The sequence below is a fragment of the Comamonas terrigena NBRC 13299 genome, from assembly GCF_006740045.1.
Lineage (GTDB): Bacteria > Pseudomonadota > Gammaproteobacteria > Burkholderiales > Burkholderiaceae_C > Comamonas > Comamonas terrigena.
Genome location: NZ_AP019749.1, coordinates 1,641,819 through 1,657,393, shown reverse-complemented (window position 1 = coordinate 1,657,393; position 15,575 = coordinate 1,641,819). Strand labels below are relative to the sequence as shown.

The 15,575-nt window shown below is 64.1% G+C and carries 14 protein-coding genes; 5 read left to right on the top strand and 9 right to left on the bottom strand.

The features are described from left to right. Positions 1–31 precede the first annotated feature (31 nt). Positions 32–409: a fluoride efflux transporter CrcB gene (crcB, locus tag CT3_RS07610; RefSeq protein ID WP_066535425.1), complete on the top strand. Its 378-nt coding sequence runs from the start codon at positions 32–34 to the stop codon at positions 407–409. Positions 410–563: 154 nt separating this feature from the next. Then, entirely contained in the window at positions 564–1,442 is an 879-nt protein-coding gene (locus CT3_RS07605; protein ID WP_066535428.1) for an LOG family protein, read from the top strand. Positions 1,443–1,524: 82 nt separating this feature from the next. Here the strand turns inward: CT3_RS07605 and CT3_RS07600 are convergent, their stop codons facing one another. From CT3_RS07600 to CT3_RS07570, 7 genes are all read right to left on the bottom strand, one after another. Continuing rightward, on the bottom strand, positions 1,525–2,730 hold the full coding sequence (locus CT3_RS07600; RefSeq protein WP_066535431.1) for an MFS transporter: 1,206 nt from the start codon (positions 2,728–2,730) through the stop codon (positions 1,525–1,527). Beyond that, entirely contained in the window at positions 2,727–4,178 is a 1,452-nt protein-coding gene (locus CT3_RS07595; RefSeq protein WP_083520390.1) for a DNA recombination protein RmuC, read from the bottom strand. The genes CT3_RS07600 and CT3_RS07595 overlap by 4 nt, the downstream gene beginning before the upstream one ends. A gap of 279 nt (positions 4,179–4,457) precedes the next feature. Further along, entirely contained in the window at positions 4,458–5,459 is a 1,002-nt protein-coding gene (locus tag CT3_RS07590) for a 2-hydroxyacid dehydrogenase (protein WP_066535434.1), read from the bottom strand. A gap of 57 nt (positions 5,460–5,516) precedes the next feature. After that, positions 5,517–6,881 (bottom strand): HD-GYP domain-containing protein, encoded by a 1,365-nt coding sequence (locus tag CT3_RS07585; protein ID WP_066535435.1) that lies wholly within the window; start codon positions 6,879–6,881, stop codon positions 5,517–5,519. A gap of 97 nt (positions 6,882–6,978) precedes the next feature. Beyond that, positions 6,979–8,406 (bottom strand): sodium:proton antiporter, encoded by a 1,428-nt coding sequence (locus CT3_RS07580; protein ID WP_066535436.1) that lies wholly within the window; start codon positions 8,404–8,406, stop codon positions 6,979–6,981. 81 nt (positions 8,407–8,487) lie between these two features. Then, positions 8,488–9,696 carry a nicotinate phosphoribosyltransferase gene (gene pncB / locus CT3_RS07575; protein WP_066535437.1) on the bottom strand — a complete coding sequence of 403 codons (1,209 nt, stop codon included), beginning with the start codon at positions 9,694–9,696 and terminating at the stop codon, positions 8,488–8,490. A gap of 227 nt (positions 9,697–9,923) precedes the next feature. Next, on the bottom strand, positions 9,924–10,442 hold the full coding sequence (locus tag CT3_RS07570) for an acyl-CoA thioesterase (RefSeq protein WP_066536181.1): 519 nt from the start codon (positions 10,440–10,442) through the stop codon (positions 9,924–9,926). A 271-nt stretch (positions 10,443–10,713) separates the two neighbouring features. Between CT3_RS07570 and CT3_RS07565 the strand changes: the two genes are divergently transcribed. The 3 genes from CT3_RS07565 to CT3_RS07555 all read left to right on the top strand — a co-directional run bounded on the left by CT3_RS07565 (position 10,714) and on the right by CT3_RS07555 (position 13,496). Then, positions 10,714–11,259, top strand: coding sequence for a phasin family protein (locus tag CT3_RS07565; protein WP_066535441.1), 546 nt, complete (start codon positions 10,714–10,716; stop codon positions 11,257–11,259). Between the two features lie 306 nt (positions 11,260–11,565). Beyond that, positions 11,566–12,615: an extracellular solute-binding protein gene (locus CT3_RS07560; RefSeq protein WP_066535446.1), complete on the top strand. Its 1,050-nt coding sequence runs from the start codon at positions 11,566–11,568 to the stop codon at positions 12,613–12,615. A 122-nt stretch (positions 12,616–12,737) separates the two neighbouring features. Then, positions 12,738–13,496, top strand: coding sequence for a 3-hydroxyacyl-CoA dehydrogenase (locus CT3_RS07555; RefSeq protein WP_066535453.1), 759 nt, complete (start codon positions 12,738–12,740; stop codon positions 13,494–13,496). 218 nt (positions 13,497–13,714) lie between these two features. On the opposite strand, the gene CT3_RS07550 is transcribed toward CT3_RS07555, so the two are convergent. Then, positions 13,715–14,008: a FixH family protein gene (locus CT3_RS07550; protein WP_066535456.1), complete on the bottom strand. Its 294-nt coding sequence runs from the start codon at positions 14,006–14,008 to the stop codon at positions 13,715–13,717. Between the two features lie 83 nt (positions 14,009–14,091). Continuing rightward, entirely contained in the window at positions 14,092–15,522 is a 1,431-nt protein-coding gene (gene ccoG / locus CT3_RS07545; protein WP_066535458.1) for a cytochrome c oxidase accessory protein CcoG, read from the bottom strand. Positions 15,523–15,575 lie beyond the last annotated feature (53 nt).

Below are 15,575 nucleotides of genomic sequence, written 5' to 3'. Positions count from 1 at the left end.
CGGCAGCCGCGCAGACGCATACACTGCGGCCATGCAACACGCTTTGGCAATTTGTGCGGGCGCCTGCCTGGGCGCCCTGGCCCGCTGGAAGCTGGGCCAGTGGCTCAGCAGCCCGGGATCTCTGCCCTGGGGCACTTTGGCGGCCAACGCCATGGGCGGCTATCTGATCGGTCTGTGCGTGGCTTTTTTCCAGGGCCACCCCGGTCTGGATCCCGTCTGGCGCCTGGCACTGGTCACGGGTTTTCTTGGTGCCCTCACCACGTTTTCCAGCTTCTCCGCCGAGGTGGTGGAGCTGCTGCAGCAAGGCCGCTGGGGCATGGCCACGGCCTGGGCGGCATCGCACCTGCTGGCGTCGCTGCTGCTGACCATGGCGGGCATCGCCACCCTCTCCGGTCTGCGCCCTGCCTGAACTGCGGCACGGCACCGCACGCCATTGTGCTTTGTGCGCTTGTGCACGGCAGATGTCCATGCCGTCCAGTCAAAGAAATCCGCGCAGAAGCCTGCGCAGGGCCCTGGCTTCTGCGAAGATGGATTCCTCGATACACGGAGTTTTCTGGAGCCCTATGGACGCAACGCTTTCCCTGCACGACCGCTCGCTCGCCGAATCGCTGGTGGATCTGGAAGCATCCACCCAGGCCGCAGAGCAAATTGACCTGACCCAGCCTGACTCCTATCGCCTGGCATTTGCCGATCCGGAATTCATGGCCCGCCGTGAAACCCGGGGCATCCGCTTTCAGCTGGAAATGCTCAAGCCCGATATCGGCCAGGCCGAGTTCGGGATTGACCACACCGTCGTGGTGTATGGCAGCGCCCGCTTCGTGGCCCCGGATGTGGCGGCCCAGCGCCTGCTGGAGGCCAAATCCAGCGGCGATGCCCAGCGCATCAAGGCGGCCGAACAAGGCGTGCGCAATGCCCGCCGCTATGACCAGGCCCGTGAATTTGCGCGCCTGGTGGCGGAGCACAGCCTGCGCCAGCCCAAGGACCAGCGCATCTACATCTGCACCGGGGGTGGCCCGGGCATCATGGAAGCGGCCAACCGCGGCGCCTACGAAGCGGGTGCACCCAATGTGGGCCTGAACATCCTGCTGCCGCACGAACAGTCGGGCAACCGCTACATCACACCGGGCCTGAGCTTCAAGTTCCATTACTTCGCGCTGCGCAAGATGCACTTCATGATGCGCGCCAAGGCCCTGCTGGCCTTCCCGGGCGGCTTTGGCACCATGGACGAACTGTTCGAAGTGCTGACGCTGGTGCAGACCACCAAGGTCAAGCCCGTGCCCATCATCCTGTTCGATTCGGCCTTCTGGAAGAAGCTCTACAACTTCGACATGCTGGTGGAAGAAGGCATGATCTCGGCCAAGGATCTGGAGCTGTTCCACTACGTGGACGATCCTGCCAGCGCCTGGAGCATCATCAAGAAGTTCTACAACCTGCAGGACTGACCTCCCCATCCCCGAAAAAGCCCGTGCGCTGCAAAGCGCCACGGGCTTTTTTCATGCCCCCGATGGGCAGCTAGCAGACCACTCAGCGCGATGGCGGCAGCTGCGTGGGGTGACCGGGCAGATCATCCCGCCCGATCAACCATGGCAGGCGTGCGCAGCTGCCCACCAGCGCTCCCACGGCCCAGAACAGGGCCGACACCCCGACCACCGCGCCCAGCGAACCGAAGATCAGGGGCATGAGCACGCTGGAGCCGTTGATGGCCATCATGCGCAGGCCCAGCGCTTCGCCATGGCGGTGCGGCGGGGTGATCTGGTGGATCATGCTCATCACCATGGGCTGCACCGATCCCAGCACCAGCCCCAGCAAGATGGAGCATGCCCCCATGCTCCAGGCACCCGGCATCAGCGGGTACAGCAGAAACAGCACCGATGCCAGCACCATGGCCGTGAACACCACCTGCCATTCGCCGATGCGTTCGGGCAGCAGCGGCACCAGCAGGCGGATGGCCGCCGCAGCCATGGCGAACGATCCCAGAATGGTCCCGATCACCGAGGCCGACAGCCCGCGCTCGTGCCCCAGTATGGGCACCACAAAGGTGTGCACATCCCAGCAGGACGACAGCGCCCAGTTCATCAGCAGCAGGCGGCGAAAGCCCTGGTTCTGGAACAGGTCCCAGGCCGTGGCCGGCCTGGCTGCAGCAGCAGGCACTTCCACCGGCGGCAGCTCCTGCACGCTGCGTGACAGAAACCAGGCACTCAGCGGCAGCAGCGCCAGCAGCAGGAACGCGGCGCGAAACCCGGTGGTGCTGGCGGCCTCCCCCCCGGCATAGTCAATCAGCAGACCGGCACAGAACGGACCGAGGAAATTGGAGATGGCCGGGCCAATGGCCAGCCAGCTGAACACCTTGCGCAACTGGGCCTTGTCGTGCGCACTGCGCCCCACATGGCGCTGCAGGGCGATGATGGCGGTGCCGGAAGCGCCTCCGGTGAGCAGTGCCGCCAGACACAGCACCGGATAGACAGGAAACGCTGCAGCGGCGCCGGCCCCCAGCACGGCAATGGCCACGCTCAGCGCCAACGGGCGGCGCAGGCCATGGCGGTCCGCGTAGCGGCCGGCTGGCAGCGACAGAAACACCTGGGTCAGCGCAAACAGCGCCAGCAGAAAACCGACCGATGCCGCCGAAAAACCTTCACGCAAGGCCAGCAAGGGGGTGGCCATGCGCATGCCCGTCATGCAGGCATGGATGGAGATTTGCGCTAGGATCAGGCGCAGCAACGCCGCACTCACTCAGCGTCGTCCTCGGGGCCCTGCGCAGCCTTCCCAGGCGCAGCGGCAGCGCTGGTGGAAGCAAGTCCTGGTGCGGAGGCCATGGAAGCTGCGGACCCCAACAAGTCTGCGGCATCGATGGAATCGGAGGATGCGGGACTGGGCAGCTCCTGCACGCCACGCAGGCGGCGCTGGATGGCCCGGGTGCGCACGTCCACCTGTTCGAAGCGGCGCGCCGCAGCGTCAATGGATTTGCGCGTGGCCTCCACCACCTCGCCGAACTTGGCGAATTCGGTCTTGACCTGGCCCAGCACAGCCCAGACTTCGGAAGAGCGCTGCTCGATGGCCAGCGTCTTGAACCCCATCTGCAGGCTGTTGAGCATGGCCGCCAGATTGGCCGGCCCGGTCACCACCACACGGCTGTCATTTTGCAGGCTCTCCACCAGGCCCGGGCGCCGCAGCACTTCGGCAAACAGGCTTTCGGTGGGCAGGTACATCACGGCAAAGTCCGTGGTGTGGGGCGGTGCCAGGTATTTGGCGGCGATCTTCCTGGCCTCGGCGCGGATGGAGGTTTCGAACGCATTGCCCGCAGCCATGATCGCCCCGCGCTCGGCAGCATCCAGCGCATCCTGCAGCCGCTGGTAATGCTCCACCGGGTACTTGGCGTCGATGGGCAGCCACACCGGCACATCGTCCATCCCGCCCTGCCCCGGCAGACGGATGGCAAACTCCACCAGCTCATCGCTGCCCGGCACGGTCTTGACGTTCCTGGCGTACTGCGCCGGGGTGAGCACGTTGTCGATGATCGCGCCCAGCTGCACCTCGCCCCAGGTGCCCCGCGTTTTGACATTGGTCATCACACGCTTCAGATCGCCCACGCTGCCGGCCAGCGACTGCATCTCGCCCAGGCCCTTGTGCACCTGCTCCAGCCGGTCGCTGACCAGCTTGAACGATTCGCCCAGGCGCTGCTCCAGTGTTTCGTGCAGCTTTTCGTCAACCGTGCGGCGCATGGCCTCCAGCTTGTCGGCATTGTCGGTCTGGATGGCGGACAGTCGCTCGTTGAGCGTGGTCCGCAGTTGCTCGGCATTGTGCAGAGTGCCTTGTTGCAGCCGATGCAACTGCTGGGCCATGGCTTCCTGCAGTTGCTGGAAATGCTGCTGCAGTTCCTGGCGGCTGGCACGCGCCTCGGCCAGGCTTTGCGCCATGCGACCGTCCACCAGCTTGCGCAGGCTGTCGCTGGCCGCTTGCTGGTGCTGGCTCAGCTGGTGGCTCAAACCCAGCAACTGCTGGGCCATGTGCTCCATGGCGCCGTCGTTCCTGGCCAGTGCCAGCTGCGTCTGCTGCGCCGCCTGCTGCAACGCCAGCAGCTGTGGGGCCAGTGCCGCATCGCCGCCGGCGCGCGGGCGCAATGCCAGCCACAGCTGCAACAACAACACGGCCAGGAGCAACCCCAGTACCAGCCAGACCATCCACGCGTGCACCACTGCCTGCTCCTTGCTCTAAAGAATTGCCAACTTTCCGCAGAAGATTGTCGTCAATTTCGGCATGGCACCGCGCCAAAAGCAGCTCCAAAGCGGGGCTCGAAGCTCACTTTTTCAAGAGGCCTGCTGCGGCACACCGCCAGGAACGCATGCCCGTCACACCAGGACACTGCACATGGGCACCCCGCCGTGCGCCTGCCATCCTGCTCCGGCACAGTCGGATCGAGAACAGCGTTCAGCCGGGCAACCGCTCAGAGCGGTGGGATGTCATGCCCAACGCAGCGCACGCGCCGCGGCGTCCGGCTGGTTCACCGGCGTACGCGGTGCCTGGCCGCCCAGCACGGCCACCAGGTTGTCCGCCGCCAGCTGCGCCATGGCACGGCGGGTGGTCATGGTGGCACTGGCGATGTGCGGGGTCAGCACCACATTCGGCACCGTCAGCAGATCGGGGTGCACGGCAGGCTCGCCTTCAAACACATCCAGGCCGGCGGCCGCAATGGTCTTGGCACGCAGCGCCTGGGCCAGGGCCGCGTCGTCCACGATACCGCCACGCGCAATATTGATCAGCGTGGCCGTGGGCTTCATCTGCGCCAGCTCGGCCGCACCGATGGTGTGGCGGTTCTCGGGGGTGAAAGGCAGCACCAGCACCACATGGTCGGCGGTCTTCAGCAGCTCTTCCTTGCTGACGTAGCTGGCCTTGCATTCGGCTTCCAGCTCCGGCGTCAGGCGCGAACGGTTGTGGTAGACCACCTTCATGCCAAAGCCATGTGCACCACGCTTGGCAATGCCCTGGCCGATGCGGCCCATACCGATGATGCCCAGCGTGCTGCCATGCACCTCGCTGCCGGCAAACAGGTCGTAACGCCATTCCTTCCACAGACCGGCACGCAGGTAGTGCTCGCTCTCGGTCACGCGGCGGGCCGTGGCCATCAGCAATGCAAAGCCGAAGTCCGCCGTGGTTTCGGTCAGCACATCCGGGGCATTGGTGCCCTGCACGCCGGCAGCGGTCATGGCCGGCACGTCAAAGTTGTTGTAGCCCACGGCCATGTTGGACACCACCTTGAGCTGCGGGCAAGCGGCCAGCAGGGCCGCATTGATGCTCTGCGAGCCCGTGGTCAGCACGCCATCCTTGCCCTGCAGCTGCTGGGCCAGCTCTTCGGGGCTCCAGACCACATCGTCCTGGTTGGTGTGCACATCAAAGTGCTGGCGCAAGAAATCCACCACTTCGGACGAGATGGCACGGGCGATCAGAATGCTTTGTCGGGGCATGGCGAGGGGAGTCTCCAGGTCGGTTCTCTGTTGAAAAATCACATCCGCAGCACACAGTCACTGTGGCTGCGGCGCATCGGGTTCCGTGGCCGCAGTGCCCTGGCCCAGGACTTTGCGGCTGCTGTGGATCCAGGTCCACAAGGCGCGCTCCGCGGTGGACTGCGCGGGCTGCGTGGGCGGCCAGCGGCGCTGGCAGGTGTCCATGCAGCTGTCCATCTGCCACAGCACTTCACGGTGGATCAGGCCCAGCTCGGCCACGCTCTCGGGCATCTGCGCAAAGATGGCGCGCCAGTCGTCCTGCGAACGCGGGTGGGCACCGGATTCGGTCAGGGACAGTTCAATGGCGCGCATACGGGCATCCACCCACATCAGCGCCCGGCTGCCGGACTGCGCCTGCCACTGCTCGGGCAGCACGCGCTTGCAGGAGGCCCAGTACTGGAACACCGTGGCCACGGCCAGGCAATCCCGCAGCACCACCTCCACGGCCAGCGGCGCGGCGGCGGCGGCATCGCGCTGCAGCAGCGCCAGCACCGGCGCCACCTGCTCCGCCGGATAGCGCCGGGAATTCAGGCGCAGTGCCAGTGACAGGCGCTCGCCGGCCATGGCCTTGTATTTGCCAAAGAAAGCCGACACCACTTCGGCCACCACCAGGATGCGCCCCATGGGCGAGATCGCCTCGCCCATCAGGTGGCGCGGGTAGCCGCTGCCGTCCATGCATTCATGGTGTTCCAGCACCGCGTCTTCCACGCTGAAGGGGTAGGCGCCCATGCTCTGCACCACCATGGAGCCGGTGATGGAGTGCGCGGCCAGCTGGACACGCTCGCGCTCGGAAAGCCGGTACCCGGCGTCGGCCCAGGCGGTGGACATATAGAGCATGCCCACATCGTGCAGCAGGGCCGCAGCCGCCAGCCTGGCGCACTGGGCCTCGTCCCAACCCGCACGAATGGCCAGGAACACCGACACCATGGCCATCAGCACACTATGCTCGAACAGCAGGGGCAGCTGGACCTGCACCACCGTCATCTTGAAGCGCGCGGCGTGCGGCCAGGGCATCAGCCGCAGCGCGCGGCCCAGTATGGCCCCTTCGGCCCCCAGGTCAGCCGCCAGCAGACGGCCCAGCGGGTGCTCGGACAGCAGGCGCGTCATCTCCACATGCAGCAGGCCGATGTCGACCGGCTCGCTCACTTCCAGCTGCGCATCCAGCGGTGCCGGCAAGCGGTGTCCGGCCAGCAGCGCCAGCAGATCCCCCCCCAGCACCGTGCCCTTTTCCAGCAAGGGCGCTCCGCTGTCCGACACCACGGTCTCCGTCACCACCACCTGCCGCTGGCCTGCCATCTGGGCAATGGCGCCCAGATAGTGGACGTTGTTGTGCAGCGCCGCAATGGCGGTGGCCAAGGTGGCGTCGTCACGTGCGCTGCTCATGAAAAGCTCTCCGGCTGGATCATAGAAACGATGGTAGTGGAAAAGAGGCCATGGCCGGATCAGGTCCGCGCCCCATCCACCGCCCCGCGCGCCGCCATCAGCGGTACCAGATGAAGGTCATCACCACAAACAACGGCACCAGAATGCCGAACGACCAGGCCATGTAGCCGAAGAAGCTGGGCATGCGCACGCCCCGGTCTTCGGCGATGGCCTTGACCATCATGTTGGGCGCGTTGCCGATGTAGGTGTTGGCCCCCATGAACACGGCACCGGCCGAGATGGCCGACAGCGTGGCCGCCATGCTGGTCATCAGCACCTGCGCGTCGCCGCCGGCGGTATTGAAGAACACCAGGTAGGTGGGCGCATTGTCCAGAAAGGACGACAGCGCGCCCGTGGCCCAGAAGTACATGGCCGGGTTGGGCGTGCCGTCCGGGTTGGTGACGGCGCGCACAATGGCGCCGAACGGGCCGTCCACCCCAGCCTTGAGCATGGCGATCACCGGGATGATGGTCAGAAAGATGCCGGCAAACAGCTTGGCCACTTCCTGCATCGGCCCCCAGCCGAACTGGTTGCGCTCGTGCACCACGGCCGGCGTTATCCACAGAGACAGCAGCGCCACCCCGATCAGGCCCACATCGCGCACCAGACCGGGCAAGCCCACCTCGGTGCCCATCACATCGAACACCACGGCCGACTTCCACAGCCCGCTCATCAGCACCAGAAACACGACAACACCCAGCAGCACGAAGTTGAACTTGCCATCAAAACCCAGCTGGGTGGGCGTGGCGTTGTCCGGCGTGGGGTCAACTGCCTTGCGCTCGCCATTGCGGCTGGCATACCAGCTGTCCAGCAGATAGAAGATCACCAGCAACACACCGACCAGAAACAGCGTTTCGGGGAAGATCTGGCGCAGCGTCCAGCTGAAATCCACGCCCTTCAGAAAGCCCAGGAACAGCGGCGGATCGCCCAGCGGGGTGAGCGAGCCGCCCGCATTGGAGACGATGAAGATGAAGAACACCACCACATGGGCCACATGCTTGCGGTTGTCGTTGGCGCGGATCAGCGGGCGGATCAGCAGCATGGACGCGCCCGTCGTCCCCATGAAGCTGGCCAGCACCGCACCGATGGCCAGGATGCCGGTGTTCAGCAGCGGCGTGCCGCGCAGATTGCCGCGGATGTAGATGCCGCCCGCCACCGTGTACAGCGCCGTCAGCAGGATCACGAACGGCACATACTCCGCCACCAGCGCATGCACCAGATGCACACCGGCCGCACCGACTCCAAACGCCAGCGCAAACGGCAGCAAAAAGGCCAGCGCCCAGGCGGCGGTGATCTTGCCGAAATGGTGGTGCCACACCGTAGGCGCCAGCAACGGCATCAGCGCAATCGACAGCAGCACGCCGGCAAAAGGCACACCCCAGAGCACGGACAGCGCAGCGCCATCGATTTCCGCCGCCATGGCGGCGCCGGGCAACAGGCCCGCCAGTCCCAGCAGGCCCAGGCCCGCGCTGCGCAGATGCTTCATAGGGGTACTCCTTCTTCTGTCTCTTTGTAGTTGTGGACCGCAGGCGTGCCCTCTGTGCGCGGGGCCGTCCTGCGTGCCCGATCATGCCGTGGGAGCGATGTCAAATACCTGACGCAGGTAGGCCAGGTACTTCTGGTCGTCGCACATGCTTTTTCCCGGCGTGTCCGACAGCTTGGCCACCGGCTGTCCGTTGCAGCGCGTCATCTTGATGACGATCTGCAGCGGCTCATAGCCCAGGTCGTTGGTCAGATTGGTGCCGATGCCAAAGGCCAGCAGACAGCGGCCATGGAAACGCCGGTACAGCTCGATGGTGCGCGGGATGGTCAGCGCATCACTGAAGATCAGAGTCTTGGTCAGCGGATCGACCCGGTTGTCGCGGTAATGCGCCAGCAGACGCTCCCCCCAGGCAAACGGATCGCCGCTGTCATGGCGGGCGCCATCGAACAGCTTGCAGAAATACAGGTCGAAGTCGCGCAGAAAGGCATTCATGCCGTACACATCCGACAGCGCAATGCCCAGATCCCCACGGTACTCCCGCGCCCAGGATTCAAAGCCGTAGATCTGGCTGTCGCGCAGGCGCGGGCCCAGCGCCTGGCAGGCCTGCAGGTATTCATGCGCCATGGTGCCCAGCGGCAAGATGCCCAGTTCCTTGGCAAACAGCACATTGCTGGTGCCGGCAAACTGCCCCGGTCCATGGCCCGGTGCGGGACGCTGTTCGCCCGCACCCAGATCGCGGCACAGCGTGCGCAGCACCTCTTCGTGCCAGCTGCGAGCAAAGCGCCGGCGCGTACCGTAATCCGCAATCTTCAGGTGTTCCAGCCCTTCGCCGCGCATCTGGGCAATCTTGGCCTGCAGCCGTGCGCGGCCTTCGCCCCAGTCCGGGCGGGGCTGGGTATTGCGGAAATACACCTCGTTGACGATGGCCAGCACCGGGATTTCAAACAGGATGGTGTGCAGCCAGGGCCCCTGGATGGTGATGTCGATCTCGCCCGTGGGCAGTGGCGTGACCTGGATGTACTTTTCATTGAGGCGGAACAGCCCCAGAAAATCCACAAAATCACTCTTGATGAAGCGCAGCGAACGCAGGTAGTCCAGCTCATCGGTGGTGAAGCTGAGGCTGCACAGCTGGCGGATCTCGTCCCGAATCTCCTGCACCAGGGGGGCCAGTTGCACGCCCGGGTTGCGGCACTTGAACTTGTACTCCACGGCAGCACCGGGGAACTGGTGCAACACCACCTGCATCATGGTGAACTTGTACAGGTCGGTGTCGAGCAGACTGTGGATGATCATGGAAAGTGCGCCCGCATGGCGGCGCGATCGGAACAGAGGGCACAGTGTAGGCCAAGCGGGCACGGGCCCGGGCAAAACCGCGCGGCGCATACATGGACATCCAAATCACCGCTGATGCAACCATGGTGATCCTGGGCAGCTATCAAATTCATTGCAGCTGCGCGCTGGGCACAGCCCCGGCATGTCTAAGACATGCACCAGGCATGCACCAGATCTGCCCTGGCGCGTCAGACTGCGGCCGCTGCCGTGGCCGGCTGCAAGGCCTGCAGCACCCGCCGCAGCGCCTCCGGCAGCGGCTTGGGACGGCGCGTGGCGGCGTCCACATACACATGCACAAAGTGGCCGGCCGCCGCCGATTCCTCGCTGCCCGCGGCAAAAATGCCCACCTCATAGCGCACGCTGCTGCCTCCCAGCCGGGCCACGCGGATGCCGGCCTCCACTTTCTGCGGATAGGCCAGGGAGGCAAAGTAGTTGCACTGCGTCTCCACCACCAGGCCGATGGTGTCGCCACCGTGGAAGTCCAGCACGCCCTGTTCAATCAGGTGGGCGTTCACCGCCGTGTCGAACCAGCTGTAATAGACGACGTTGTTCACATGGCCGTAGACATCGTTGTCCGACCAGCGCGTGGTGATGGGCAGAAACACCGGGTAGCTGGAGCGCGGCTGGGCACTGGGCCGTGCGGTAGCAGCAGCGGCCGCAGAAGAAGCGGCAGAAGGTTGAGAAGAGGAAACAGGCTTGTCGGTCATGGCGAACATTGTGTGGCCCCACTCGCAAGCCGCCTATCGGGCAAAACGTGGTTTTGTGGTGGCGCAACACCGCGGGCACCGGCCGCCCATCCGGCTTTCTGTGTATAGAAAACCGCATTTGGGTAAATATTTGATGCAGCGCAGCAAAAACACTTGCGCGAAATCCGACACTGCATAAAATTCAGTCATGCTGCAGCGCAACATAAATTCTTGAAGCCCGCAGTTGTGACGCAACTGGCCAGCGTATGGCCACCCAACCTGGAGAACCACAATGTCCCTGACCGCTGACCAAATCCTGAGCGCACAAAAAGCCAACCTGGAAACCCTGTTTGGCCTGACTTCCAAAGCCTTCGAAGGCGTGGAAAAGCTGGTGGAGCTGAATGTGACGGCCACCCGCGCCGCCCTGAACGAGGCCGCCAGCCACACCCAATCCCTGCTGAGCGTGAAGGACGCGCAAGAGCTGCTGCAGTTGCAAGCCAACCTGTTCCAACCCCTGGCCGAAAAGACCGCCGCCTACAACCGCCACCTGTACAACATCGCTTCGGCCACCAGCGGCGAATTCTCCAAGACCTTTGAAGAAAAGGCTGCCGAGCTGCAAAAGAGCTTCTCCAGCCTGGTGGACAGCACCGCCAAGAACGCTCCCGCCGGCTCCGAAACCGCCGTGGCCGTGATGAAGAGCGCCGTGTCGGCCGCCACCAATGCCTTCGAAAGCATGCAAAAGGCGGTGAAGCAAGCTTCCGACATGACCGAAGCCAACATCAATGCAGTGGCCTCCACCGCCACGCAAGCCGCTACGGCCGCCAGCCGCAAGCGCTAAGCCCTGGACATGCCGACGCGATGGCATTTGACAATCATCTAGGGATTACCCTATAATCATGCCATCGCCTGGAGCACCACCATGCTTCATGGCACCAGTTGTCTCCTTGGATCCTCTCGAAACCCCCGTTTCTTGGATCCTTTCAAACCCGGTCTTTGACCGGGTTTTTTTTTGCCTCGGCCAGGGCTTGCCGGTCGCAGTGCTTGATCGCCCACAACAACTGCGGGCTTGTGGTTAAGAAAGATTCGCGTTCAGACTATCATGCGCCCTCATTTCCTTCTTTTGTTTTGCACTGAAAGTCCATCCATGCAGCACGCTTTGAAAGCCCTTGTTTCCGCTTGTGCCCTGGTCGTTGCCGGCCATGCGCTGGCCCAGGAGCAGGTGGTGAACCTGTATTCGGCCCGCCACTACAACACCGACGAAGAGCTGTACACCGGCTTCACCAAGGCCACGGGCATCAAGGTCAACCGCGTGGATTCCGACGATGCAGGCATCATTGCGCGCCTGAAGGCCGAAGGCGCTGCCTCCCCCGCCGACGTGATCCTGATGGTCGACGCCGCGCGCCTGTACCGTGGCGAGAAGGACGGCCTGTTCCAGCCCATCCACTCGGCAGCGCTGAACAACGCCATCCCCGCCAACCTGCGCAGCAAGCCCGAAGCCGATGGCGGCATCAGCTGGTTCGGCTTCTCCACCCGCGCCCGGGTGGTGGTCTACAACAAGGCCAAGGTGCAGCCTGCCGATGTGGCCACCTACGAAGCGCTGTCCGACCCCAAGAACAAGGGCAAGATCTGCATCCGCTCCGGCTCCCACCCCTACAACCTGAGCATGTTCGGCGCCGTGACCGAGCACATGGGCGAGGCCAAGGCCGAAGCCTGGCTCAAGGGCATCAAGGACAACCTGGCCCGCGCCCCCAAGGGTGGTGACACCGACCAGATCAAGGCCGTGGCCGCTGGTGAATGCGATATCGCCGTGACCAACAGCTACTACCTGGCACGCCTGATGCGCTCGGCCAACCCGGCCGATGTGCAGGTCACCGAAAAGGTCGGTGTGGTGTTCCCCAACCAGGACAGCTACGGTACCCACATGAACATTGCCGGCGGTGCGGTGGCCAAGCACGCCAAGCACAAGGACAACGCCGTCAAGTTTCTGGAATACCTGGCCAGCCCGGCCGCCCAGAACTACTTTGCCAACGGCAACAACGAATGGCCCACCGCCAAGGGCGTGACCGTGGACAACCCCGCACTCAAGGCCATGACCCAGGGCAAGCCCTTCAAGAGCGAAACCATCCCGATCTCGGCCGTGGGCGCCAACATGGTCAAGGTGCAGCAGATGCTGGACCGCGTCGGCTTCCAGTAAACCGCCCCTCCCTGTGCAATCCACCCGGCCCTGGCCGGGTTTTTTGTTGCATTCACGGGACAGGGCCGCCCCCCATCACCCCGCATAATTGACGTATACGTCACATACCAACAGGAGACACCATGGACATTCAAGGCAAGGTTTTCATCGTCACCGGCGGCGCTTCAGGCCTGGGTGAAGGCACGGCCCGCATGCTGGCCGCCAAGGGCGGCACCGTTGTCATCGCCGACATGCAGCAGGAAAAAGGCGAAGCCGTGGCAGCAGATATTGGCGGCGCCTTTGTGCGCTGCGATGTCAGCAACGAAGCCGACGGCCAGGCCGTGGTGGCCAAGGCCGTGTCGCTGGGCAAGCTGATGGGCCTGGTCAACTGCGCGGGCATTGCCCCGGCCGAAAAGACCGTGGGCAAGAACGGGCCCCACAGCCTGGCGCTGTACCAGAAGGTGATCACGGTGAACCTGATAGGCAGCTTCAACATGATCCGCCTGGCCGCCGATGCCATGAGCAAGAACGAGCCGGAAAGCACCGGCGAGCGCGGCGTGCTGATCTCCACCGCCAGCGTGGCGGCCTACGACGGCCAGATCGGCCAGGCAGCCTATGCCGCGTCCAAGGGCGGCGTGGTCGGCATGACACTGCCCATTGCCCGTGATCTCGCACGCAACGGCATACGCAATATGACAATTGCCCCCGGCATCTTTGGCACACCCATGCTGTTCGGCATGCCCCAAGAAGTGCAGGATGCGCTGGCCGCTGGCGTGCCCTTCCCCAGCCGCCTGGGCACGCCCCAGGACTACGCCAAGCTGGCCTGCCACATCCTGGAAAACGACATGCTCAACGGCGAGGTGATCCGCCTGGATGGCGCAATCCGCCTCGCTCCGCGCTGATTGACTGCCGCAGATCGGCACGGCAGCCGCTGCGTCTCCCCTGTCCTCCGGCCGATCTGGCTTTTGGTGACCGGAACGTTCAAACCCATGCGGCAGGTGCTCAGGCCGTGACGGGGCACCCCTTCTGCACGGCAGCGCCACTGCCGGACGCCCTGCACGACAGCCACAAAAAAGCCAACCGGTCGGTTGGCTTTTTTGCAGCGTGCTTACCAAGCGCCTCACGGCTTCATGCTGGGCTGCGCCTCTTCCGGCGTGGCGGCGTGGTTGCGGCTCTGGAGCGCCGGGGCAAAACTCTTTTCCGGGTTCCGCAGCGTCTGGTTGATCTCGATGCCCTTGCGGTAGTAGTCCTCCTCGATCACCGGATCGGGACTGTGCACCGCAATCCAGAACGTGGTCAGGCCGGCAATCACCACGATGATCGGCCCAGCCAGCACCAGCCACACATGGCCAAACTTCCACCACGGCGCGGCGGATTTTTCAGGGCTGACTGCTTGTTGCGTTGTTGTCGTCATAGAACGTCTTTCTGGCGCCATGGAACGCCTGGGTCAAACTTCTCTGCGGTGCCCGGGCCCTTGGCCGCAGGCACCTGCACGGTTCAGCGGGGCACGATGAACACCGATTTCTCGCTCACCTTGCCCTGGCCGCTGACGGCATCGATATCGAAATACACCGGATGCGAACCCGCAGGCGCCGAGCCATACGGAATCTGCACCCGCACCGCCACGCCACGCGTTTCGGCGGGCAGCACCACCACCTCGGTTTCCGATGCTACCGCGATACCTTCCAGGCCATGGGCGCGTACCCGGTAGGTCTGCTCGGTCTCGGTCGCGTTCATCACCTGCAGGCGGAACACGTTCTCCAGCTTGCCGCCGGCGGCAATGCGCGCCAGCGAGGCGCGGTCGCGGATCACGTCCACCTTCAAGGGCTCGCGCAGCGACAGGCTGACCACCATGGCCGCGGCCAGCGCCAGCAGGATGCCGGAGTAGATCAGCACACGCGGACGCAGCACACGGCGCAGGATCTGCGCATGCTTCCAGCCCTGGGCCACGCCATTTTGCGTGGTCAGGCGGATCAGACCGCGCGGGTAGTGCATGTTGTCCATGATGCTGTTGCACGCATCGATGCACAGGCCGCAGCCTATGCATTCGTACTGCAGGCCGTCACGGATGTCGATCCCCACCGGGCACACCTGCACGCAGAGCTTGCAGTCGATGCAGTCGCCCAGGCCCTGGGCCTTGTAGTCCACATTCTTCTTGCGCGGGCCGCGGTTCTCGCCGCGCACCGGGTCGTAGCTGACGATCAGCGTGTCCTTGTCGAACATGGCGCTCTGGAAACGCGCATAGGGGCACATGTACTTGCACACCTGCTCACGCATATACCCGGCATTGCCATAGGTGGCAAAGCCATAAAACAGCACCCAGAAGATCTGCCAGCCGCCTTGCAGCGCCAGCAGTTCCACGCCCAGCTCGCGGATGGGCACGAAGTAGCCCACAAAGGTGAAGCCCGTCCACACGGACAGGACGATCCACAGCAGCTGCTTGGTGGATTTCTTCCAGATCTTCTCGAACGTCCAGCCCCCCTGGTCCAGGCGGATGCGCGCGCTGCGTTCGCCTTCGACCTTCTGCTCGATCCACATGAAGATTTCGGTGTACACGGTTTGCGGGCAGCTGAAGCCACACCACAGTCGCCCTGCAACGGCCGTGAACAGGAACAGCGCCAGGGCGCAGATGATCAGCAGACCCGCCAGGTAGATGAAATCCTGCGGGTACAGCACCAGGCCGAACAGATAGAAGCGCCGTGCCCCCAGATCGAACAGCACCATCTGGCGCTGCCCCCACTCCAGCCATGGCAGGCCGTAGAAGATGATTTGCGTGAGAAACACCAAAGCCCAGCGCCAGCGCATGAAGAGGCCGCTGATGGAGCGTGGGTAGACACGTTTGTGCGCTTCATAGAAGCTGCGTGGCTGGTCGGCAGCCTGGATGGGGATGACCTTCTTGGGGGCCTTATCCTCTTTGATCGAAGTCATGGGGCAACTCTCATTCTCAACTCGCCAATGAAAAAAGGCGGCACTCGCGTGCC

Excerpts from the sequence above, each read along its gene's own strand:
- crcB (WP_066535425.1), top strand. The coding sequence starts at position 32 with ATGCAACACGCTTTGGCAATTTGTGCGGGCGCCTGCCTGGGCGCCCTG.
- CT3_RS07605 (WP_066535428.1), top strand. The coding sequence starts at position 564 with ATGGACGCAACGCTTTCCCTGCACGACCGCTCGCTCGCCGAATCGCTG.
- CT3_RS07595 (WP_083520390.1), bottom strand. The coding sequence starts at position 4,178 with ATGGTCTGGCTGGTACTGGGGTTGCTCCTGGCCGTGTTGTTGTTGCAG.
- CT3_RS07590 (WP_066535434.1), bottom strand. The coding sequence starts at position 5,459 with ATGCCCCGACAAAGCATTCTGATCGCCCGTGCCATCTCGTCCGAAGTG.
- CT3_RS07585 (WP_066535435.1), bottom strand. The coding sequence starts at position 6,881 with ATGAGCAGCGCACGTGACGACGCCACCTTGGCCACCGCCATTGCGGCG.
- CT3_RS07580 (WP_066535436.1), bottom strand. The coding sequence starts at position 8,406 with ATGAAGCATCTGCGCAGCGCGGGCCTGGGCCTGCTGGGACTGGCGGGC.
- pncB (WP_066535437.1), bottom strand. The coding sequence starts at position 9,696 with ATGATCATCCACAGTCTGCTCGACACCGACCTGTACAAGTTCACCATG.
- CT3_RS07570 (WP_066536181.1), bottom strand. The coding sequence starts at position 10,442 with ATGACCGACAAGCCTGTTTCCTCTTCTCAACCTTCTGCCGCTTCTTCT.
- CT3_RS07565 (WP_066535441.1), top strand. The coding sequence starts at position 10,714 with ATGTCCCTGACCGCTGACCAAATCCTGAGCGCACAAAAAGCCAACCTG.
- CT3_RS07560 (WP_066535446.1), top strand. The coding sequence starts at position 11,566 with ATGCAGCACGCTTTGAAAGCCCTTGTTTCCGCTTGTGCCCTGGTCGTT.
- CT3_RS07555 (WP_066535453.1), top strand. The coding sequence starts at position 12,738 with ATGGACATTCAAGGCAAGGTTTTCATCGTCACCGGCGGCGCTTCAGGC.
- CT3_RS07550 (WP_066535456.1), bottom strand. The coding sequence starts at position 14,008 with ATGACGACAACAACGCAACAAGCAGTCAGCCCTGAAAAATCCGCCGCG.
- ccoG (WP_066535458.1), bottom strand. The coding sequence starts at position 15,522 with ATGACTTCGATCAAAGAGGATAAGGCCCCCAAGAAGGTCATCCCCATC.